18 protein-coding genes are annotated in these 19,508 nt (G+C 74.9%); 12 read left to right on the plus strand and 6 right to left on the minus strand.

Going from position 1 to position 19,508, the window contains the following annotated elements; genetic code table 11:
- The first annotated feature begins 2 nt into the window (after positions 1–2).
- Together V1J52_RS00365 and V1J52_RS00370 are read left to right on the plus strand one after the other, a co-directional pair.
- Positions 3–749 carry a M23 family metallopeptidase gene (locus tag V1J52_RS00365; protein WP_330137465.1) on the plus strand — a complete coding sequence of 249 codons (747 nt, stop codon included), beginning with the start codon at positions 3–5 and terminating at the stop codon, positions 747–749.
- 203 nt (positions 750–952) lie between these two features.
- Complete coding sequence (locus V1J52_RS00370) at positions 953–1,648, plus strand: GntR family transcriptional regulator (RefSeq protein ID WP_330137466.1); 696 nt, start codon at positions 953–955, stop codon at positions 1,646–1,648.
- A gap of 230 nt (positions 1,649–1,878) precedes the next feature.
- Here the strand turns inward: V1J52_RS00370 and V1J52_RS00375 are convergent, their stop codons facing one another.
- Complete coding sequence (locus tag V1J52_RS00375) at positions 1,879–2,160, minus strand: HPr family phosphocarrier protein (protein ID WP_330137467.1); 282 nt, start codon at positions 2,158–2,160, stop codon at positions 1,879–1,881.
- Between the two features lie 138 nt (positions 2,161–2,298).
- Between V1J52_RS00375 and V1J52_RS00380 the strand changes: the two genes are divergently transcribed.
- The 4 genes from V1J52_RS00380 (at position 2,299) to V1J52_RS00395 (ending at position 7,636) form a co-directional block, all read left to right on the plus strand.
- Complete coding sequence (locus V1J52_RS00380; protein WP_330137468.1) at positions 2,299–5,004, plus strand: bifunctional acetate--CoA ligase family protein/GNAT family N-acetyltransferase; 2,706 nt, start codon at positions 2,299–2,301, stop codon at positions 5,002–5,004.
- A gap of 52 nt (positions 5,005–5,056) precedes the next feature.
- Positions 5,057–5,641, plus strand: a complete 585-nt coding sequence (locus tag V1J52_RS00385; protein ID WP_330137469.1) for a DUF5998 family protein — start codon at positions 5,057–5,059, stop codon at positions 5,639–5,641.
- Positions 5,641–6,849, plus strand: coding sequence for an alkaline phosphatase family protein (locus V1J52_RS00390; protein ID WP_330137470.1), 1,209 nt, complete (start codon positions 5,641–5,643; stop codon positions 6,847–6,849). Before V1J52_RS00385 ends, V1J52_RS00390 begins: the two co-directional genes overlap by 1 nt.
- 85 nt (positions 6,850–6,934) lie before the next feature.
- On the plus strand, positions 6,935–7,636 hold the full coding sequence (locus tag V1J52_RS00395; RefSeq protein WP_330137471.1) for a thymidine kinase: 702 nt from the start codon (positions 6,935–6,937) through the stop codon (positions 7,634–7,636).
- Between the two features lie 42 nt (positions 7,637–7,678).
- On the opposite strand, the gene V1J52_RS00400 is transcribed toward V1J52_RS00395, so the two are convergent.
- Positions 7,679–8,482, minus strand: coding sequence for a VOC family protein (locus V1J52_RS00400; RefSeq protein WP_330137472.1), 804 nt, complete (start codon positions 8,480–8,482; stop codon positions 7,679–7,681).
- Positions 8,483–8,794: 312 nt separating this feature from the next.
- Between V1J52_RS00400 and V1J52_RS00405 the strand changes: the two genes are divergently transcribed.
- Entirely contained in the window at positions 8,795–9,625 is an 831-nt protein-coding gene (locus tag V1J52_RS00405; protein WP_330137473.1) for a sulfurtransferase, read from the plus strand.
- A gap of 64 nt (positions 9,626–9,689) precedes the next feature.
- On the opposite strand, the gene sepH is transcribed toward V1J52_RS00405, so the two are convergent.
- From sepH to V1J52_RS00420, 3 genes are all read right to left on the minus strand, one after another.
- Entirely contained in the window at positions 9,690–10,751 is a 1,062-nt protein-coding gene (gene sepH, locus V1J52_RS00410; protein ID WP_330137474.1) for a septation protein SepH, read from the minus strand.
- 514 nt (positions 10,752–11,265) lie between these two features.
- Complete coding sequence (locus V1J52_RS00415; RefSeq protein WP_330137475.1) at positions 11,266–12,597, minus strand: D-arabinono-1,4-lactone oxidase; 1,332 nt, start codon at positions 12,595–12,597, stop codon at positions 11,266–11,268.
- Positions 12,598–12,722: 125 nt separating this feature from the next.
- A complete protein-coding gene (locus V1J52_RS00420) occupies positions 12,723–13,931 on the minus strand; it encodes an MFS transporter (protein WP_330137476.1) in 1,209 nt (402 codons plus the stop codon).
- Between the two features lie 96 nt (positions 13,932–14,027).
- Between V1J52_RS00420 and V1J52_RS00425 the strand changes: the two genes are divergently transcribed.
- Positions 14,028–15,152, plus strand: coding sequence for a ferrochelatase (locus V1J52_RS00425; RefSeq protein WP_330137477.1), 1,125 nt, complete (start codon positions 14,028–14,030; stop codon positions 15,150–15,152).
- Between the two features lie 54 nt (positions 15,153–15,206).
- Complete coding sequence (locus tag V1J52_RS00430; protein ID WP_330137478.1) at positions 15,207–16,016, plus strand: inositol monophosphatase family protein; 810 nt, start codon at positions 15,207–15,209, stop codon at positions 16,014–16,016.
- A 145-nt stretch (positions 16,017–16,161) separates the two neighbouring features.
- On the opposite strand, the gene V1J52_RS00435 is transcribed toward V1J52_RS00430, so the two are convergent.
- Positions 16,162–16,332, minus strand: coding sequence for a hypothetical protein (locus V1J52_RS00435; RefSeq protein ID WP_330137479.1), 171 nt, complete (start codon positions 16,330–16,332; stop codon positions 16,162–16,164).
- Between the two features lie 382 nt (positions 16,333–16,714).
- Here V1J52_RS00435 and V1J52_RS00440 point away from each other — a divergent pair, with 382 nt between their 5' ends.
- From V1J52_RS00440 to V1J52_RS00450, 3 genes are all read left to right on the plus strand, one after another.
- Positions 16,715–17,368 (plus strand): response regulator transcription factor, encoded by a 654-nt coding sequence (locus V1J52_RS00440; RefSeq protein WP_330137480.1) that lies wholly within the window; start codon positions 16,715–16,717, stop codon positions 17,366–17,368.
- Between the two features lie 126 nt (positions 17,369–17,494).
- Positions 17,495–18,763, plus strand: a complete 1,269-nt coding sequence (locus tag V1J52_RS00445) for a sensor histidine kinase (RefSeq protein WP_330137481.1) — start codon at positions 17,495–17,497, stop codon at positions 18,761–18,763.
- Positions 18,764–19,203: 440 nt separating this feature from the next.
- Complete coding sequence (locus V1J52_RS00450; RefSeq protein WP_330137482.1) at positions 19,204–19,503, plus strand: DUF4193 domain-containing protein; 300 nt, start codon at positions 19,204–19,206, stop codon at positions 19,501–19,503.
- Positions 19,504–19,508: the final 5 nt, after the last annotated feature.

Raw genomic sequence — 19,508 nt, forward strand, 5'->3', positions numbered from 1 at the left:
CCATGGCGTTCACCCGTGCCACCGGTCAGCAGAACCGCTCCGCCCGCGCCCTGCGCATGGGCACCGTCGCCGCCGCCGTCGCCGTAGGCGTGGCGGGCACGTTCTCCGCGCCGGCCGCCGCCGCGCAGCCCCAGAACAGCTTCAGCGAGGCCCTCGCTGCCAACGCCTCCGTCGCCGGCCACGTGGGCGAGCAGGCCGAGGCCCTGCGGGACGCGGCCGAGGCCGCGGCGCAGGCCGGCGAGGCGAAGAAGGCCGAGGCCGAGAAGAAGGCCGAGGCGCGTGAGAAGGCCGAGGCCGAGCGCGAGAAGGCCGACCGTGCCGACCGTGCCGCCGCGCGTCCCGCCTTCGTGGCGCCGGTCACGGGCGGCAACGTCACCACCGGCTACAAGTCCGGCGGTGCCATGTGGTCCAGCGGCAAGCACAGCGGCATCGACTTCGCCGCCGCCACGGGCACGCCCGTGAACTCCATCGGCGCGGGCACCATCGTCACCGCCGGCTGGGGCGGCTCGTACGGCAACAACATCGTCGTCCGCCACACCGACGGCACCTACACCCAGTACGGCCACCTGTCCGCCATGGACGTCGCCGTCGGGGAGAAGGTCGGTTCCGGCGAGCAGATAGGCCGCGTCGGCTCGACCGGCAACTCCACCGGGCCGCACCTGCACTTCGAGGCCCGCACCACCCCGGCCTACGGTTCCGACATGGACCCGATGAACTACCTGCGCGACAAGGGCGTCCCGCTGTCCTGACCCCGCCGCGCGGCCCCGCGGCCGCACCGTACCCGGACCCCCGGCTTTCCGCCGGGGGTCCGGGTCGTTTCCGCCCGCTCCCGGGCGCCGTTTTTCCGCCGGTTCCCGGGCGGGCATCGGAAAACACGCGGCGGTGGAATACAGTGCGGAACTGCGGGACAGGGAAAACGTGGGGAAAACGGAATGACGCCGGAGGTCGGGCCATGCGCGTTTCCGCGCACACGGTATGCACAGCGGTACGCGACGACATCGTCTCCGGCGCCTTTCCGCCCGGTGCCCGGCTCACCGAGGAACTGCTAGCCCGGCGCTACGGGGTCTCCCGCGTCCCGGTGCGGGAGGCGCTGCGCGCCCTGGAGTCGGAGGGGTTCGTGACCACCCGGCGGCACGCCGGGGCCTGCGTGGCCCAGCCCACCGAGCAGGAGGCCGCCGACCTGCTGGACATCCGCGCCCTGCTGGAGCCGCTGGGTGCGGCGCGGGCCGCGCACCGGCGCACCGAGGCGCACCTGAAGGTGCTGCGCGGCCTGGTGCGGCTCGGCCGGCAGCGGGCCGAGCGGGGCCAGTTGTCGGACCTGCGGCCGCTGGGGGACTGGTTCCACGAGACGCTGGCCCAGTCGTCCGGCAGCCCGAGCCTCGCCGCCCTGCTGGTCCAGCTGCGCCGTAAGATCGCCTGGGTGTACGCCGTCGAACCGGCGGACGGGCCGGGCGCCGCCGAGCGGGCCTCGGCGGCCTGGCAGGAGCACGGCGCGATCGCCGACGCGATCGCCCGCCGGGACGCCGAGCGGGCCAGGGCGCTGACGGCCGGCCACGTGGAGCGGGCCGCCGCGATCCGCCGCGCGCAGCGCCCGGTGGTGGTGAGGACCCGGAAACCTGCCGTCAACACGGCGGGTGGCCTCGCTTAACAATCCGTGTATACAACGGAGAGGACACGAAAGGCACGGCGCGGGAAAAGGCCGGGCACCACCGTTTCCGGTCGTTTGTGCACGCGCCGCGGTCAATTGATTTGCCGTGCGTTTCCGGCGCTCGGAACACGCGGCGTCCGGGGCGCGGAGCCGGGAAACGAAAAAGGCGGCGGAGCGCGGCCGGGCCGCCTTCTCCACCGCCTTCGCGCGGGCTGATCCGCCCCCGGCCCTCAGACCGTCTCGGGCAGCTCCTCCAGGCCCTCGTCCACCAGCTTCGCCAGCCGGTCGAGCACGGCGTCGGCGTCCTCGGCGGAGGAGGCCAGGACGACCTCCTCGCCGCCCTCGGCGCCGAGCCCCAGCACGGCCAGCATGGACGCCGCGTTCACCGGCTCGCCGCCGGCTTTGGCGATGGTCACGGGAACGCCGGCGGCGGTGACGGCTCGGACGAAGATCGAGGCGGGGCGGGCGTGCAGCCCCTCGGCCCAGCCGATGTTGACGCGGCGCTCGGCCATGGTGGTGTCCTCCGGATCGAAAACAGCTGTCTAGACCATTTTGGCACGCGGGGGTCCGTGCTCCCGTCCGGGCACCCGCGCCCGCGGCCCGCACCCCGCGAGGGCCCGCCGACGGGTCTGGACCGTACGCTGGAACGCATGCAGACGCCCACGGAGCGTGCCTACCCGACCCACTGGGAAGCCGATGTGGTGCTGCGCGACGGCGGTACGGCCCGGGTCCGGCCGATCACCGCCGACGACGCGGACCGTCTGGTCGCCTTCTACGAGCAGGTCTCCGACGAGTCGAAGTACTACCGGTTCTTCGCGCCCTACCCCCGGCTGTCCGACCGCGACGTGCGCCGCTTCACCCGCCACGACTACGTCGACCGGGTCGGCCTCGCCGCCATCGTCAGCGACGAGTTCATCGCCACCGTCCGCTACGACCGCATCGACGAGACCGGCCGCCCGGCCTCGGTCCCCGCCGACCGCGCCGAGGTCGCCTTCCTCGTCCAGGACGCCCACCAGGGCCGCGGCGTCGCCTCCGCGCTCCTGGAGCACATCGCCGCCTGCGCCCGCGAACGCGGCGTGCGCCGCTTCACCGCCGAGGTGCTGCCCGCCAACACGAAGATGGCCAAGGTCTTCACCGACGCCGGCTACTCGCAGCGGCGCAGCTTCGAGGACGGCTCCCTCCACCTCACCCTCGACCTGGAGCCCACCGAGCGGTCCCTCGCGGTGATGCGCGGCCGTGAGCAGCGGGCCGAGGCGCGCTCGGTGCAGCGGCTGCTCGCACCGTCCTCCGTCGCCGTGATCGGCGTCCGCCGCACGCCGGGCGGGGCCGGGCGCACCGTGCTGGAGTCGCTGCGCGACGGGGAGTTCACCGGCGCCGTCCACGCCGTGAACCGGGACCTTCCGGGGGGCGGGGCCACGCTGGAGGGGCTGCCCGGCGTCCCCGCGCACCGCTCGGTGCGCGACATCCCCGGGGCCGTCGACCTGGCCGTCGTCGCCGTGCCCGCCGCCGAGGTGGAGGCGGTCGTCACCGACTGCGGGGAGCACGGGGTGCAGGGCCTGGTCGTCCTCTCCGCCGACTTCCACCGCGCCGAACAGCGCGAGCTGGTGCGCAAGGCCCGCTCCTACGGCATGCGCATCATCGGTCCCAACGCCTTCGGCGTCATCAACACCGCGCCCGGCGTGCGGCTGAACGCCACCCTCGCCAGCCGGACGCCCGCCCGCGGCCGCATCGGGCTGTTCACCCAGTCGGGGGCCATCGGCATCGCGCTCCTGGCCGGGCTCGACCGGCGCGGAGCCGGGCTGTCCTCCTTCGTCTCCGCCGGGAACCGTGCCGACGTCTCCGGCAACGACGTCCTCCAGTTCTGGGACGACGACCCGGAGACCGACGTGGCCCTCATGTACCTGGAGTCGATCGGCAACCCGCGCAAGTTCACCCGCCTGGTCCGGCGGACGGCGCCGCGCAAGCCCGTCGTCGTCGTGCGCGGCGCCCGGCACAGCGGCGGCGCTCCGCCGGCCGGCCACGCCGCACCGGCCCTCAGCACCTCGGACGCCACGGTCTCCACGCTGCTGCGGCAGGCCGGGGTGCTGCTGGTGGACACCGTCACCGAGCTGGTGGACACCGGCCTCCAGCTCGCCTTCCAGCCGCTGCCCGCCGGGCCGAGGGTGGCCACCCTCGGCAACGCCGAGTCCCTGTGCCTGCTCACCTACGACGCCTGCCTCGCCCAGGGGCTCAGCCCCGGCACCGTGACGGACCTCACGGCCTCGGCCACCCCGGAGGACTTCCGCCGCGCGCTCGCCCGCGCCCTGGCCGACCCGGAGACCGACGCCGTCGTCGTCACCGCGATCCCCTGGGTGGAGGGGCGCTCGGCCGGGGAACTGGCCGACGCCCTCCAGCAGGCGGCCGACGGGTCCGGCAAGCCCGTCGCCGTCGCCCATCTGGCCATCGAGGGGCTCGACGCCGCGCTGAGCGCGCGCCGCATCCCCGCCTACCCCTCGCCCGAGCGGGCCGTCCGGGCGCTGGCCGAGGCCGTCCACTACGCGCAGTGGCGGCGGGAGGCCCGCGAACCCGCCCGGGTGCCGGTCGACGACGTGGCCGAGGCGGGCGCCGCGGCGCTGGTGTCCCGCGTCCTGTACGGCGCCGCGGGCGAGGGCGGCGACAGGCCGCCGCGCGGGGCTACCCTCACCCCGCAGGACACCGCCGCGCTGCTGGCCTGCTACGGCATCACCCTGCTGCCCGCGCACCCCGCCCCGGACGCGGACGCCGCCGTACGCGCCGCGGCGGCGCTCGGCTACCCCGTCGCGCTCAAGACCACCGCGCCCCACCTGCGGCACCGGGCCGACCTCGGCGGAGTACGGCTCGACCTCGGCAGCGAGACCGGGCTGCGCCGCGCCTACGCCGAGCTGACCGGGCACCTCGGCAGCGCGGGGGAACTGCGGCCGGTCGTCCAGGCCATGGCCCCGCGCGGGGTGGACACCGTGGTGCGGGCCGTGGCCGACCCCGCCGTCGGCACCGTGCTCTCCTTCGGGCTCGCCGGGCCGCCCTCCGAACTGCTGGGCGACCTCGCCCACCGGCTCGTGCCCGTGACCGACCGCGAGGCCGCCCAGCTCGTCCGCGCGATCCGCAGCGCCCCGATGCTGTTCGGCTGGCGCGGCGCGCAGCCCGTGGACACCGCCGCGCTGGGACGGCTGCTGCTGCGCGTGTCCCGGCTCGTCGACGACCATCCGGAGGTCGTCTCGGTGGACCTCCAGCCCGTCGTCGTCGCCCCGCACGGACTGAGCGCCCTCGGCGCCGCCGTCCGGCTCGCCCCGCCCCCGGCCACCACCGACCTCGGGCCGCGCCGCCTGCCCGCCTACTGACGGCGTGCGCGGGCCACGGGGACGACGGCCGGCGGGCCTTAGGATGGGCCGCATGGCGAAGACCGGAACGACGACGCAGGGCCTGCGGACGGCGATCGAACGCAGCGGCTACTACCCGGCCCTGGTGGCCGAGGCGGTGGAGGCCGCGGTGGGCGGCGAGCCGGTCGCGTCCTACGTCGTCCACCAGGAGACGACCTTCGACGCCAACGAGGTCCGCCGCCACGTCACGGTGCTGGTGCTCACCGGCACCCGCTTCATCGTCAGCCACACCGACGAGCAGGCCGCCGACGACAGCTCCCCGGTGCCCTACGCCACGACCTCCACCGAGTCCGTCCGCCTGGAGCGCATCTCCTCGGTGGTGCTCAGCCGCGTCGTGGCCAACCCGGAGTCGTACACGCCCGGCACGCTGCCCCGGGAGGTCGTGCTGACGATCGGCTGGGGCGCGGTGAACCGGATCGACCTGGAGCCCGCCGCCTGCGGCGACCCGAACTGCGAGGCCGACCACGGCTACACCGGTTCCACCACGGCCGACGACCTCTCGCTGCGGGTCAGCGAGGCGGGGGACGGGCCCGACACCGTCCGGCAGGCGCTCGCCTTCGCCCAGAGCCTGTCCGAGGCTACGGTGGCCGCACGCTGATGGCCCAGCACGCTCCCGCGGACGCCTCCTGGGCGGAGCCCGCACCGCTCGACCCCCGCACCGCGCCCGTCCCCCGCTACGGCACCGGCTCGCTCGCCGACGTGCTGCCCGCCATCGCCACCGGGCAGGGAGTGCCCGGACTGCGTACCCGCCTCACGCTGGAGCCGGCCGACCGGGCCTGTGTCTTCCTCGTGGACGGCATGGGCTGGGACATCCTGCGCGCCCACTCCGCGCAGGCCCCGTTCCTCACCTCCCTGCTGGACACCTCGCTGGGCGGCACGGGGCAGCCCCTCACCTCCGGGTTCCCCTCCACCACCGCGACCTCGCTGGCCTCCGTCGGCACCGGTCTCGCGCCCGCCGCCCACGGACTGCCCGGCTACACCGTCCTGGACCCCGACGCCGGGGCGCTGATGAACCAGCTCCGCTGGCAGCCCTGGACGGACCCGTACGCCTGGCAGCCCCACCCGACCGTCTTCCAGCTCGCGCACGCGGCGGGGGTCGCCACCAGCCAGGTGTCCGCACCGCACTTCGAGCACACGCCGCTCACCCGGGTCGCGCTGTCCGGTGGAACGTTCCTGGGCCGCCTCGCCGGCGAGGACCGCATGGACCTGGCCGCCCGCCGTCTCGCCGCCGCCGACCGCGCCCTGGTCTACACCTACTACGCCGACCTCGACGGCAACGGCCACCGCTACGGGGTGGACTCCGACGCCTGGCGGGGCCAGCTCGCCCACGTCGACCGGCTCGCCCAGCGGCTGGCCGAGCAGCTCCCGCCGCGCACCGCCCTCTACATCACCGCCGACCACGGCATGGTCGACGTGCCGACGGACGATGCCCACCGCTTCGACGCGGACGAGGACTGGGAACTGCGCGCGGGCATCGCGCACCTCGGCGGCGAGGGCCGGGCCCGGCACCTGTACGCGGTGCCGGGCGCCGCGGCCGACGTGTACGCCGTGTGGCGGGAGGTGCTGGCCGACCAGGCGTGGGTGGCCACCCGCGACGAGGCCATCGAGCTGGGCTGGTTCGGCCCGCCGCGGACGCCGGTGGAGGAGCGGGTGTACCGGCGCATCGGCGACGTGGTGGTGGCGATGAACGGCACCAGCGCGGTCGTGGCCACGCAGCGGGAGCCGAAGGAGTCGGCGCTGGTGGGCATGCACGGCTCGGTGACGCCCGCCGAACAACTGGTGCCGCTGCTGGAGGTCCGCACCTGATGCCCGCCCCCGCCGCCCGCCGAGCCCGCCGCGCCTGACGCCCGCGCCGCGACCGCCCGCCCACCTGAGAAAGGGTGCTGTTCCCATGCCTGAGCTGGTCTTCTTCAGCGGCACGATGGACTGCGGCAAGTCCACCCTGGCCCTGCAGATCCAGCACAACCGCTCGGCCCGGGGGCTGACGGGGCTGATCTTCTCCCGCGACGACCGGGCGGGGGAGGGACGGCTCTCCTCCCGGCTGGGCCTGGTCACCGAGGCCGTGGAGGCGGGGGACGGCTTCGACTTCCACGCCCACCTCGTGCGGCACCTGACGGCGGGCGGCCGTGCCGACTACGTCATCGCCGACGAGGCCCAGTTCCTCACTCCCGGACAGATCGACCAGCTCGCCCGGGTCGTGGACGACCTCGGCATCGACGTCTTCGCGTTCGGCATCACCACCGACTTCCGCACCCGGCTGTTCCCCGGTTCGCAGCGGCTGATCGAGCTGGCCGACCGGGTGGAGGTGCTCCAGGTGGAGGCGCTGTGCTGGTGCGGCGAGCGCGCCACGCACAACGCCCGCACCGTCGGAGGGCACATGGTGGTGGAGGGCGAACAGGTCGTCGTCGGCGACGTGGGCGGGCAGGGCGGCGAGGTGGGCTACGAGGTGCTGTGCCGCCGCCACCACCGGCGCGAACTCACCGCCGCCGCGGCCCGCGCGGTGGCGCTGTCGCCCGACGTGCTCCCGGTGGACGCGGAACCGGCGGCCGCGCGGCCGGCCGGCGCCGAACGCGTGCCCGCGCCGCGCCGCTGAACCGGGAGCCTGAGCGGACGGCGGGCGCGGGCGTCGGCCGCGTCAGCGGGGGCGCCGGGTGACCACGTCCTGCGGGTCGTGCATCTTGATCACGGCGAAGGGCGTGCCCTCCGGGTCGGCGACGTGGGCGACGCGCCCGTACGGGGAGTCGCGCGGTTCGCGCATGAGGCGGCCGCCCAGCTCCGCCACCCGCCGGGCGGCCCGCTCGGCGTCCTCCACCGCGAAGTAGGTCGTCCAGTGCGGTCCGCGGTCGCGCGGCACGGTGCCGCCCGTGCCGCGGATGCCGCCGATGGCCCGGCCGTTGAGGTTCAGGGTCAGGTAGTCCAGGTCGGAGGAGACGACGGGCTCCGGCTCGTACCCGAAGACCCGGGAGTAGAAGGGGCTGACCGCGAACGTGTTGGGGGTGAGCAGCTCGTTCCACACGGGCGTGCCCAGGCGGCCGTCCCAGCGGGCCCCGGCCTCCGCGCCCGCCTGGCAGATGCCGAAGGGCGCCCCGCAGGGGTCGGTGGCGATGGCCACCCGCTCGCCGTCGCCCGACTCGATCGGGCCCACGCCGACCGTGCCGCCGCAGTCCCGCACCAGGGCACAGGTGGCGTCCGCGTCGTCCGTCGCCAGATACGGCAGCCAGGACACCGGGAACGAGCGCCCGCCGGGCATCTCACCGAGCCCGGCGACGTCCCGGGAGCCGAAGCGGGCCCGTACGTACGGTCCGAGCTGCTGCGGGCCCTCCTCGAACTCCCAGCCGAACAACTCGTGGTAGAACTTCTCGCTGCCGGCCAGGTCGTGCACCATCAGGCTCACCCAGCTGGGTGTTCCCGGGGTCGGCCGGGGCGCTCCCTCACTCATCTGCGTCGTCTCCTTGGGACCATCATCGTTGCGGTCATCGCGTCGTGCCCTGAGTCGAATCGTGCTTCCGTGCGGCGTACGCGGTCGTTCGCGCCGCATGTGCCGTGAAGGGTCATGCTCGCACTCTCCGGACGGTGGTGTCCCGACCGTCGTGCGTTTCCCCCGCATGCCCCGGAGTATGCCCGTTCTACGGCGGCGAACCCGCCGTCGGGGCACGCCGTGCCCGCGGAGTTGCCCCAGCGTGGGCACCCTGCCCCGCAGGGCCCGCACGCCCCGTGTCGCACCCGTGGCCCGTGGGCGAGAATGCCCACCATGACAGCCATCATCTCCGCCGCCGGGCTCGCGGACGAGACGGCTCCCGGCCGCCCGGCCCCGGTGCTGCTCGACGTCCGCTGGGAGCTGGGCGGCCCGCCGGGCCGTCCCGCCTACGCGGCCGGGCACCTGCCGGGTGCCGTGTACGTGGATCTGGACACCGAACTGGCCGGGCCGCCCGGGGCCGGGGGACGGCACCCGCTGCCGGACCTCGCCGTCTTCGGCGCCGCCATGCGCCGGGCCGGCGTCCGCCGGGAGAGGCCCGTCGTCGTCTACGACGGCGGGCAGGGCTGGGCCGCCGCCCGCGCCTGGTGGCTGCTGCGCTACACCGGTCATCCGTCCGTGCGGGTGCTGGACGGCGGGCTCGCCGCCTGGACGGGACCGCTCACCACCGACGTCCCCGCCCCCGCCGAGGGCGACTTCAGCCCCGAGCCGGGCGGGCTGCCCCTGCTGGACGCCGACGGCGCCGCCGCCCTGGCCCGGCGCGGCGTGCTGCTCGACGCGCGGGCGGCCGAGCGCTACCGGGGCGAGGTGGAGCCGGTCGACCCCGTCGCCGGGCACATCCCCGGGGCGCTGTCCGCGCCCACCTCGGCGAACGTCACCGGTGACGGGAGGCTGCGGACGGCGGACGAACTGGCCCGCCGGTTCGCCGCGCTCGGCGCGGAGGCGGGAGCGGAGGTCGGCGTCTACTGCGGCTCGGGCGTCTCCGCAGCCCACGAGGTGCTCGCGCTGACCGTCGCGGGTGTGGACGCCGCCCTGTACGCGGGCTCCTGGTCGCACTGGAGCGCCGACCCGCGGCGGCCGGTGGCCACCGGCCCCGGACCGGGCTGACGCACCGGGACCCCGCGGCGGCCGCCGCGGGGTCCCTGCCGTCCTTGCGCGGGCCGGGCCCGCCTCACTCCTGCTTCTTGCGGCGCGTGCCGAAGACGATCTCGTCCCAGCTCGGCACCGCCGCACGGCGGCCGGGCCGGACGCCGTCCGCCTCGGCCTGCCGGTCGGTGGTGCCGGTGAGCCGGTCCCGGTGGCTGGCCACCGAGCGGGGCATCAGCACGTCCGCGTAGGCCGCGCCCGCGCCCGCCGCCGAGGCGGGCGGCTCCACCGGCTCGACGGCCTCGGCGACCGCCGGGTCGACGCCGTCCTCCTCGGTGCCCACGGGCGGCGGCTCGGGGACCACCATGTCGCCGCGGAAGCTGGGCACCGCCTCCAGCAGGCTGGTGAGCGAATCCCGGTCCTCCCGCTCCGCGCGGACGGGCGGCTCCGTCCGCGCCGGGGGGCCGCCGTCCTCCTCGGTGTTCCGGTCGCGCGGCAGCCGCGCGATGCGCGGGACGAACGGGAAGCTGGGCTCGGGCGTGTCGTCGCTCTCGCCGATCAGCGCCCGCGCTTCCTCGTCCATGGCCTGCACCAGGCGCCTGGGCGGGTCGTACGCCCAGCTCGCCGAGTGCAGCTCACCCGCGACGCGGTAGACGAGCAGCACCTCCCAGGTGCCGTCGTCGCGGCGCCAGGAGTCCCACCGCACGGTGTCCTTGTCGGCGCCGCGCAGCAGCAGCCGGTCGGCGACGGCCTCGCCGAGCTGCGGTCCGGTGCTCTCGCCGGGCCTGCGCACGGGCGTCTTGCGGGCCCGCTCGGCCATGAAGGCGCGTTCGGCCAGTACCGGCCCCTCGAAGCGGCGCACCCGCTCCACGGGGATACCCGCGAGCTGGGCCACCTCCTCGGCGGTGGCACCGGCTCGTATACGCGCCTGGATGTCCCGGGGCCGCAGGTGGTTCTCGACCTCGATCTCGATCTGGCCGAGGCGGGCCCGGTCGTTGCGGACGGCGGCGCGCAGCCGCTCGTCGATGGGCAACGTGTACTCGGTGCTGTCGGCAGCCTTGAGCACCAGCCGTGTGCCGTCGTTGCTGACGGCCACGACACGCAGTTCGGGCATGGGAACCTCCCGGGTGGTGCCTGCCGACGTCACGTGCGTCGCTGCTCCCGCTAGACGAGTGTGGCGTGCCCGAAGTGCAGCCTGCCACACCCTTTACCGACTTGCCCGGCGTGTCGGGCCCGCACCCCGATCCGCCCGTGTGTCACGGTAACCGGTTGGCCACGCCGGGTGACCGTACCACTCGTCGCCGCTCGCCCTTCGCCACGCAGCCCAGGCGGCTCCGGGGCCACGGTGGCGACACTACTCCATTAGGACCATCGGGGAACGGACCGGCGCGCCGCCGGATCCGCCACCGACATTCGGCCAAGGCAAGGGAGTTGACCGTATCCCCGCCGTGCTGCGCCGGGAAGTGGGCAGGGGGGCCGGGGTGGTGATCTTCACAGCGCCGGCGGAAGCGGAACGTCCGACCCCGCCCCAACTGTCACTCATGCGTGCACAGGGGGAATCACGCGTGATCCGCGACGGATGCGGACAAGCGGGGAGAAAGGCAGCCGAACGGGGGACGCCGGACGCGGCGGTACGTGACGGCTGCCGGGACCCCGCGGGCTCAGGGGCCGAGTATGCGGCGCAGGTAGTCGTTGCCGAACACCCGCTGCGGGTCCAGCCGGTCCCGCAGCGCGGTGAACTCGCCGAAGCGGGGGTAGGTCCCGGCCAGGTACCCGGCGTCGCGGCTGTGCAGCTTCCCCCAGTGCGGACGTCCGCCGTACGCGGTCATGATCCGCTCGGCCGCGGTGAAGTACGCCGCGTGCGGGGTGCCCCGGTAGACGTGCAGGGCCAGGTAGGCGGTGTCGCGGCCTGCGGCCGTCGACAGCGGGATGTCGTCGGCCGGCGCCGTGCGTACCTCGACGGGAAAGCCGACCCGCAGGTCCGAGCGGTCGACCAGGGCACGCAGTTCGCGCAGCGCGGGCATCGCCGCCGGGGCGGGCAGCGCGTACTCCATTTCCACGAAGCGCACCCGGCGGGGACTGGTGAACACCTTGTACGGGATGTCGGTGTACGTGCGCGGGGACAGGGCCCGGCTCGCAACCCGGGCGAGGTGCGGCACCGTGGCCGGGACGGCCCTGCCGAGCGAGCAGGCGGCCTGGAAGACGCCGTTGGACAGCAGTTCGTCGTCCACCCAGCCGCGTATCCGGGGCAGCGGACGCCCCGGACCCGGCGAGCGGTTGTTGCGCTTGGTGTTGCAGTTGCCGGTGTGCGGGAACCAGTAGAACTCGAAGTGCTCGTTCTCCGCGACGAGCTGGTCGAACTCGGCGGTGACCCGGGAGAACGGCATCGGCTCCTCCCGGGCCGTCAGCCAGAACAGCGGCTCGACGCGGAACGTCAGCTCCGTGATGACGCCGAGGGCACCGAGCCCGAGCCGGGCGGCGGCGAAGACGTCGGCGTTCTCCTCCGGGGAGCAGCGCAGCACCGTGCCGTCGGCGGTGACGAGTTCCAGCGCGGCGACCTGCGCGGCCAGGGAGGCCGAGTCGCGTCCGGTGCCGTGGGTGCCGGTGCTCACCGCCCCGGAGACGGTCTGCTCCATGATGTCGCCCATGTTGGTCAGCGACAGCCCCTCGCCGGCCAGCACCTCGTTGAGCTGCCGCAGGGGTGTCCCGGCGGCCACCGTGACCGTTCCGGCGGCCCGGTCGACCGCCCTGACGCCGCAGAGGCGCTCCGGGCGTATCAGCATCCCCGTGGTGGCGGCCACGGCGGTGAACGAGTGACCCGAACCGACCGCCTTCACCGGCAGCCCGTCCTGCGCGGCGCGGCGCACGGCGGCGGCGAGGGCCTCCGTCGTCGAGGGGGCCACCGTGCGCTGCGGCCGGGCGGTGGCACAGCCCGCCCAGTTGCGCCACGTACCGCCCCTGCCACCCGCCCTGATGCCGCGCGGTGCGCTCATGGCCGTCCCCTCCTGCCGCGCCGGTGGAGGGGATCATACTCACGGCGCGCCGCCCCGGGGCAGCCCCCGGAGGGACGGCGGACACCGCACGGCGCCGCCGGTCCGGCGGCGCGGCCGGGCGCCGGCTACGCCTGTTCCGCGGTGAGCGCCACCGGCGCGGGGCGCACCCGGCGGTGGCCGGCGACGGCGATGGCCACGGCGACCGCCCCGGCCGCGGCGGGCACGGCGTAGGCGCGTCCGGCCCCGGCGGCGTCCACGGCGTACCCGGCGGCGGCCGCGCCCAGGGCCACCCCCACCGCGATGCCGGTGCTGGCCCACGTCATGCCCTCGGTCAGCCGGGCCCGCGGCACCAGGCGCTCGACGAGGGCGACCGTCGTCACCATCGTCGGCGCGACGCTCATCCCGGCGACGAACAGGGCGGCGGCCAGCAGCGGCAGCGTGTCCACCAGGAGCAGCGGGACCATGCTCACGCCCACCGCGCACACGCCCGCCAGCCAGCGCCGGGCCGTCGCCGCGCGCAGGCGCAGCAGCCCGAAGACGGCGCCGGCCAGGCAGGAGCCGAGGGCGTAGACGGCCAGCAGCAGGCTGGCCGCCGCCTGGTGGCCGCGCTCCTCGGCGAAGGCCAGGGTGACCACGTCCACCGCGCCGAAGATCGCCCCCACCATCAGCTGGGCGCACACCAGCACCTTGAGCCCCTGGGTGCGCAGCGCCGTGCCGCGGCTGTGCCCGTCGCGCGGGTGGACGGGCGGTTCGGTGGCGCGCTGGGCGGTGAGCCAGAACACGCCGATGGCCAGGAACAGCGCCGCGCTGAGCGGACCGGCCTGCGGGAACCACGTCGTGGACAGCCCGATCGACAGGATCGGGCCGAAGATGAAGCACACCTCGTCGACGATGGACTCCCACGCGTACGCGGCGTGCAGCCGGGCCGGGCGGTCCCGGTACAGCGCCACCCAGCGGGACCGCACCATCGAACCGACGCTCGGTACGCACCCGGCGCAGGCGGCGCACGCGAACAGCGTCCACACGGGCCACGCGAGCACGGTGCTGGCCGTCACCCCCATGACAGCCGTGACGGTGACCGCCGCGGCCGGGCGCAGCACCCGCCGCTGCCCGTGCCGGTCCACCAGCCGGGACACCTGCGGACCGAGCGCGGCCGACGACAGCGCGACCGTCGCCGCGAGCCCTCCGGCGAGCCCGTACTCCCCGGTGATGCGCGACACCATCGTGACGATGCCGATGCCCAGCATGGCCACCGGCATCCGCGCCAGCAGCCCCGCGGTGGTGAAGCCCTTCGTCCCGGGCGGGGCGAAGAGGGCGCGGTAGGCACCGGGCACGGCGGACCCTCGCAGTCGGTAAGGCACGTTCGGACTGAATCAGCTTACGGGGCGGGCCGTGATCCCCGGGCCGGTCCCGGATGGCAGGATCGGGACATGCCCGACGAACGACCACACCCCTACGACGCCCTCCTGCTGCTCTCCTTCGGCGGACCAGAGGGCCCGGACGACGTGGTGCCCTTCCTGGAGAACGTCACCCGCGGCCGCGGCATCCCCCGCGAGCGCCTGGAGGAGGTCGGCCAGCACTACTTCCTGTTCGGCGGCGTCTCCCCGATCAACGCCCAGAACCGGGAGCTGCTCGCGGCGCTGCGCGAGGACTTCGCCGCCCACGGCCTGGACCTCCCCGTCTACTGGGGCAACCGCAACTGGGCGCCGTACCTGACCGACACCCTGCGCGAGCTGGTGCGCGACGGCCGGCGCCGCGTCCTGACCGTGGCCACCAGCGCCTACGCCTCCTACTCGGGCTGCCGCCAGTACCGGGAGAACCTGGCCGACGCGCTCGCCGCCCTCCAGGCCGAGGGCCTCACCCCGCCGCGGGTGGACAAGCTGCGGCACTACTTCAACCACCCCGGCTTCGTCGAGCCCATGACCGAGGGCGTGCTCACCGCGCTCGCCGCGCTGCCCGCCGACGTGCGGGACGGGGCGCACCTGGCGTTCACCACGCACTCCATCCCCACCGCGTCCGCCGACACCTCCGGGCCGGTGGCCACTCACGGGGACGGCGGCTCCTACGTCGCCCAGCACCTGGACGCGGCCCGGCGGATCGCCGCGGCCGTCCGGGCCGCGACCGGCGTGGAGCGCCCCTGGGAGCTGGTCTACCAGTCCCGCAGCGGCGCCCCGCACATCCCGTGGCTGGAGCCGGACGTCTGCGACCACCTGGAGACGCTGCACGGCGCGGGCGCACCGGCGGTCGTCATGGTGCCCGTCGGATTCGTCTCGGACCACATGGAGGTCCTGTACGACCTGGACACCGAGGCGCTCGCCAAGGCCGGGGAGCTGGGCCTGCCCGCCGTCCGCTCGGCCACCGTCGGCGCCGACCCCCGCTTCGTCGCGGGGCTGCGCGACCTGGTGCTGGAGCGGGCCGCCACCGAGCGGGGCGAGCGGCCCGAGCGGTGCGCGCTCGGCGCGCTGGGGCCCTCGCACGACGTGTGCCCCGTCGGCTGCTGCCCCGCCCGCACCCCGCGCCCGGCCGCGGCGGGCGCCGACAGCCCCTTCGCCTGACCGCCCCGCCGCACCCCGACCCGACCACCGCCCCGAAGGCCGCTGAGGAGCACGATGACCGACCTGACCGGCGAACTGGCCGCCGAACTGCTGGACACCGCACGGGAGGCCGCCCGCCGGGCGGGCGCCCTGCTGCGGGAGGAGCGCCCCGCCGACCTCGGGGTGGCCGCGACGAAGTCGAGCCCCGTGGACGTCGTCACCGAGATGGACCTGGCCGCCGAGAAGCTGATCACCTCCTTCCTGGCCGAGCACCGCCCCGACGACGGCATCCTGGGGGAGGAGGGCGCCAGCCGCACCGGCAGCAGCGGGGTGCGGTGGATCGTGGACCCGCTCGACGGGACCGTGAACTACCTCTACGGGCGGCTCGACTGGGCCGTCTCGGTCGCCGCCGAGCTGCGCGGCGAGACGGTCGTGGGCGTCGTGGCGGCCCCGGCGCGCGACGAGACGCACGAGGCCGTGCTCGGCGGCGGCGCGCGGCGCGACGGGCGGCCGGTGCGCTGCCGGCCCGCACCGCCGCTGGACCAGGCGCTGATCGCCACCGGCTTCAACTACGTGCACGACCGGCGCACCGCCCAGGCGGAGGTGGCGCGGCTGCTGCTGCCCCGGGTGCGCGACGTCCGCCGCTCCGGCTCGGCGGCGCTCGACCTGTGCGACGTGGCCTGCGGGCGGCTCGACGGGTACTACGAACGCGGCACCCACCCGTGGGACCACGCGGCGGGCGCGCTCATCGCCCGTGAGGCCGGAGCCCTCACCGGCGGACGCCCGGGACAGCCGGAGGGCCCGGAGCTGGCGGTGGCCGCCTCCCCGGGGGTCTTCCGCCTCCTCCAGCCGCTCCTGGAGGACCTGGGCGCCTGGCACGACTGACGGGCCCCGGCACGCGGGGCCTGCGACGTACGGCGCGGCGCCGTCCCCGGCACGGCCGCCGTCGCCAGAGGGCACGGCGGCGGCCCCCGGCCATGTGGCCGGGGGCCGCCGGAAAGAGAACGGGGGGCCGTGGCGCCCGTCGGCCTCACAGCGCGGCGCTGACCTCCACGCCGTACTCGCTGGCGAGCCGGTGCAGATCCTCCAGCTCGGACTGCTCGACGTCCGCCAGGAAGTCGTCACCGGCCTCGCGAGCGCGGTGCAGGTCGTGCTCGGTGCTCCTTATGCGCTGCAGGAGCCCTGCGGTGAACGCGTCCATGGTGCGCCCCCTCGTCGTGGGTCGGCGGCACGGGGGTGTGCCGGGGGTGAGGCGATCACGAAGTGGTCCCTGGGACGGTCGGCAGCCGGGAACCGTCCGGCGCACCGGTACGGTCCCGTCCTTGGTGGCATGCCGCCTACGGGGCGTGATCGAGGGTGTGAATCCTTCCTCCCCATACCGATCCTCAGGGAAACCTCAAGTCCGGGAAAATTCCGCGTCACCCGCGCTGGTTACCCCTTACCGCCGGTTTATCGGCCTTCGGGGCACGATGGAGGCCGGACGGGCGGTATCCGCCGCCCGGACGCGGCGCTCCCCGCCGTTCCGCCGGTGTTCCGGCGCCGGGGGCCCCGCGTTCACGCCCCGCCCACGAAAGGACCGCACCGTGCGCGTACTCGTCGTCGAGGACGAGCAGCTCCTGGCCGATGCCGTGGCCACCGGCCTGCGCCGCGAGGCGATGGCCGTCGACGTCGTCTACGACGGTGCCGCCGCGCTGGAGAGGATCGGCCTCAACGACTACGACGTCGTCGTGCTCGACCGGGACCTGCCCGTCGTGCACGGGGACGACGTGTGCCGGAAGGTGGTCGAGCTGGGCCTGCCGACCCGGGTCCTCATGCTCACCGCGTCCGGCGACGTCAGCGACCGGGTGGAAGGGCTGGAGCTGGGCGCGGACGACTACCTGCCCAAACCCTTCGCCTTCAGCGAGCTGACCGCCCGGGTGCGGGCCCTGGGCCGCCGCACCACCGTCGCCCTGCCGCCGGTCCTGGAACGGGCCGGTATCCGGCTCGACCCGGGCCGCCGCGAGGTCTTCCGGGACGGCCGGCAGATCCAGCTCGCGCCGAAGGAGTTCGCGGTCCTGGAGGTGCTGCTGCGCGGCGACGGCGCGGTGGTCTCCGCCGAGCAGCTGCTGGAGAAGGCGTGGGACGAGAACACCGACCCGTTCACCAACGTCGTCCGGGTGACCGTGATGACGCTGCGCCGCAAGCTGGGCGAGCCGCCGGTGATCGTCACCGTGCCGGGCGCCGGCTACCGCGTCTGACGCCGCCCGCCGTGCCCGCCCCGCCTTCCGCCGCCACGGGCCCCGCCCCCGTCCGCCCGGCCGTGCCGGGCCACCCGACCGTCCGCGGCCGCCCCGGCCGTCCCCCCGAGTGTGATCCGAGCCGCCATGACAGCCCCCGCGCCGCCCCCCGCCCCTCCGCCGGCCTCCGGCGGCCCGCCCGCCGCCCCGCCACGGCCCACCTGGGACCCGCCCATGCCGCCCCCGGCGTACCCCTGGCTGCGTCCCACCATCCGCATCCGGCTCACCCTGCTGTACGGCGGGATGTTCCTGATCGCCGGAGTGGTCCTGCTGACGATCATCTACCTGCTCGCCGCGCAGGCCCTGCGGGACGGCGCCGCGATGCCCATCCGCATCCTCGGCGGCAACTTCGAGGCCACCTCCGACGCCTGCTACCTGCCCAGCCAGGGCCTCGGCAGCGACCTCAACGACGCCGTGCACGCCTGCCTGGAGCAGCAGCGCCAGCTCGCGCTCGACTCGCTGCTCAAACGTTCCCTGCTGGCGCTGCTGGGCCTGGCCGTCCTCGCCTTCGCGCTCGGCTACCTCATGGCCGGGCGGGTGCTCGCGCCACTGGGCCGCATCATGCGCACCGCACGCCAGGTCGCCGGTTCCGACCTGCACCGCCGCATCGAGCTGGACGGCCCGGACGACGAGCTGAAGGAGCTGGCGGACACCTTCGACGACATGCTCGACCGGCTGGACCGGGCCTTCACCGCCCAGCAGCGCTTCGTGGCCAACGCCTCCCACGAGCTGCGCACACCGCTGGCGATCAACCGCACGCTGCTGGAGGTGCAGCTCTCCGACCCGGAGGCGTCCCCGGAGATCCACCAGCTCGGCAAGACGCTGCTGGCCACCAACGAGCGCAGCGAGCTGCTCGTCGAGGGCCTGCTGCTGCTCGCCCGCAGCGAGAACGAGATCGTCGACCGCAAACCGGTGGACCTGGCCGAGGTCGCCTCGCAGGCCGTGGAGCAGGTGCGCGCGGAGGCCGGTGAGCGGGGTGTGGAGCTGCGCGGCACGCGGCAGCCCGCGCGCCTCCAGGGCAACGGCGTGCTGCTGGAGCGGATCGCCCTGAACCTCGTCCAGAACGCCGTCCGGTACAACCTGCCCCGGCACGGCTGGGTCTCGGTGCGTACCGAGGCTCGTTCCGGGCAGGCGGTGCTCACCGTGGAGAACACGGGACCGCAGGTGCCGGCGTACGAGGTGGACAACCTCTTCGAGCCGTTCAGGCGGCTGCGCACGGACCGGACGGGCAGTGACAAGGGGGTGGGCCTCGGGCTCTCGATCGTGCGGTCGGTGGCCCGCGCGCACGGCGGCACGATCACCGCCATACCGCGTGAGGACGGCGGCCTGCTGATGCGCGTCGCCCTGCCGGTGTGACCCCCGTGCGGGGCGCGGGTGCGGGCGTCGCGGGGGGCTGGAGCAGGGGGAGGAGCCCGGTGTTCGCTCACAGCGCAATTTGTGCGGCCCGGTCCCGGTACGTCCCCCGGCGATCCGAACCTGTGACCGATCCCACACGCGAGCCCCCGGCGCAGTACGCTGGGTGCCCGGCAACTCGGGTGAAAGCCTTACAAAAGCGAGGTTTCCGCTGGTCTGTAACACGGGAAAGACCCGGGACGGCCCGCGTGCCGTCCGGCCCGTCCACCGCAGTACCCTCAACCGGCACCCGCGCGGGTCACCTCTTCAGGGGGCCGGTCGGGTGTCGATTGAGTAACAGACCTTGATGTGAGGCAAAATCTCCGCTTCGGGTCGGGCACAAGACCGGCCCCTCACGCGTTACGTGCGCTGAGACGTCACAGAACCCAGAGGGGGAGAACGACATGGCAACGGATTACGACACTCCACGCAAGACCGATGACGACCTCAACGAGGACAGCATCGAGGAGCTGAAGGCCAGGCGGAACGACAAGTCGGCGTCCAACGTCGACGTCGACGAGTTCGAGCAGGCCGAGGGCCTGGAACTGCCCGGCGCCGACCTCTCCAACGAGGAGCTGGCGGTCCGGGTGATGCCCAAGCAGCAGGACGAGTTCACCTGCATGAGCTGCTTCCTGGTCCACCACCGCTCGCAGCTGGCGGCGGAGAAGAACGGCAACCCCATCTGCCGCGACTGCGCGGCCTGACGGTT

Source organism: Streptomyces solitudinis (assembly GCF_036323765.1).
Classification (GTDB): domain Bacteria; phylum Actinomycetota; class Actinomycetes; order Streptomycetales; family Streptomycetaceae; genus Streptomyces.

What these genes read in the sequence shown, in the direction of transcription:
- V1J52_RS00365 (WP_330137465.1), top strand. Translation starts at nt 3, where the DNA reads ATGGCGTTCACCCGTGCCACCGGTCAGCAGAACCGCTCCGCCCGCGCC.
- V1J52_RS00370 (WP_330137466.1), top strand. Translation starts at nt 953, where the DNA reads ATGCGCGTTTCCGCGCACACGGTATGCACAGCGGTACGCGACGACATC.
- V1J52_RS00375 (WP_330137467.1), bottom strand. Translation starts at nt 2,160, where the DNA reads ATGGCCGAGCGCCGCGTCAACATCGGCTGGGCCGAGGGGCTGCACGCC.
- V1J52_RS00380 (WP_330137468.1), top strand. Translation starts at nt 2,299, where the DNA reads ATGCAGACGCCCACGGAGCGTGCCTACCCGACCCACTGGGAAGCCGAT.
- V1J52_RS00385 (WP_330137469.1), top strand. Translation starts at nt 5,057, where the DNA reads ATGGCGAAGACCGGAACGACGACGCAGGGCCTGCGGACGGCGATCGAA.
- V1J52_RS00390 (WP_330137470.1), top strand. Translation starts at nt 5,641, where the DNA reads ATGGCCCAGCACGCTCCCGCGGACGCCTCCTGGGCGGAGCCCGCACCG.
- V1J52_RS00395 (WP_330137471.1), top strand. Translation starts at nt 6,935, where the DNA reads ATGCCTGAGCTGGTCTTCTTCAGCGGCACGATGGACTGCGGCAAGTCC.
- V1J52_RS00400 (WP_330137472.1), bottom strand. Translation starts at nt 8,482, where the DNA reads ATGAGTGAGGGAGCGCCCCGGCCGACCCCGGGAACACCCAGCTGGGTG.
- V1J52_RS00405 (WP_330137473.1), top strand. Translation starts at nt 8,795, where the DNA reads ATGACAGCCATCATCTCCGCCGCCGGGCTCGCGGACGAGACGGCTCCC.
- V1J52_RS00415 (WP_330137475.1), bottom strand. Translation starts at nt 12,597, where the DNA reads ATGAGCGCACCGCGCGGCATCAGGGCGGGTGGCAGGGGCGGTACGTGG.
- V1J52_RS00425 (WP_330137477.1), top strand. Translation starts at nt 14,028, where the DNA reads ATGCCCGACGAACGACCACACCCCTACGACGCCCTCCTGCTGCTCTCC.
- V1J52_RS00430 (WP_330137478.1), top strand. Translation starts at nt 15,207, where the DNA reads ATGACCGACCTGACCGGCGAACTGGCCGCCGAACTGCTGGACACCGCA.
- V1J52_RS00435 (WP_330137479.1), bottom strand. Translation starts at nt 16,332, where the DNA reads ATGGACGCGTTCACCGCAGGGCTCCTGCAGCGCATAAGGAGCACCGAG.
- V1J52_RS00445 (WP_330137481.1), top strand. Translation starts at nt 17,495, where the DNA reads ATGACAGCCCCCGCGCCGCCCCCCGCCCCTCCGCCGGCCTCCGGCGGC.
- V1J52_RS00450 (WP_330137482.1), top strand. Translation starts at nt 19,204, where the DNA reads ATGGCAACGGATTACGACACTCCACGCAAGACCGATGACGACCTCAAC.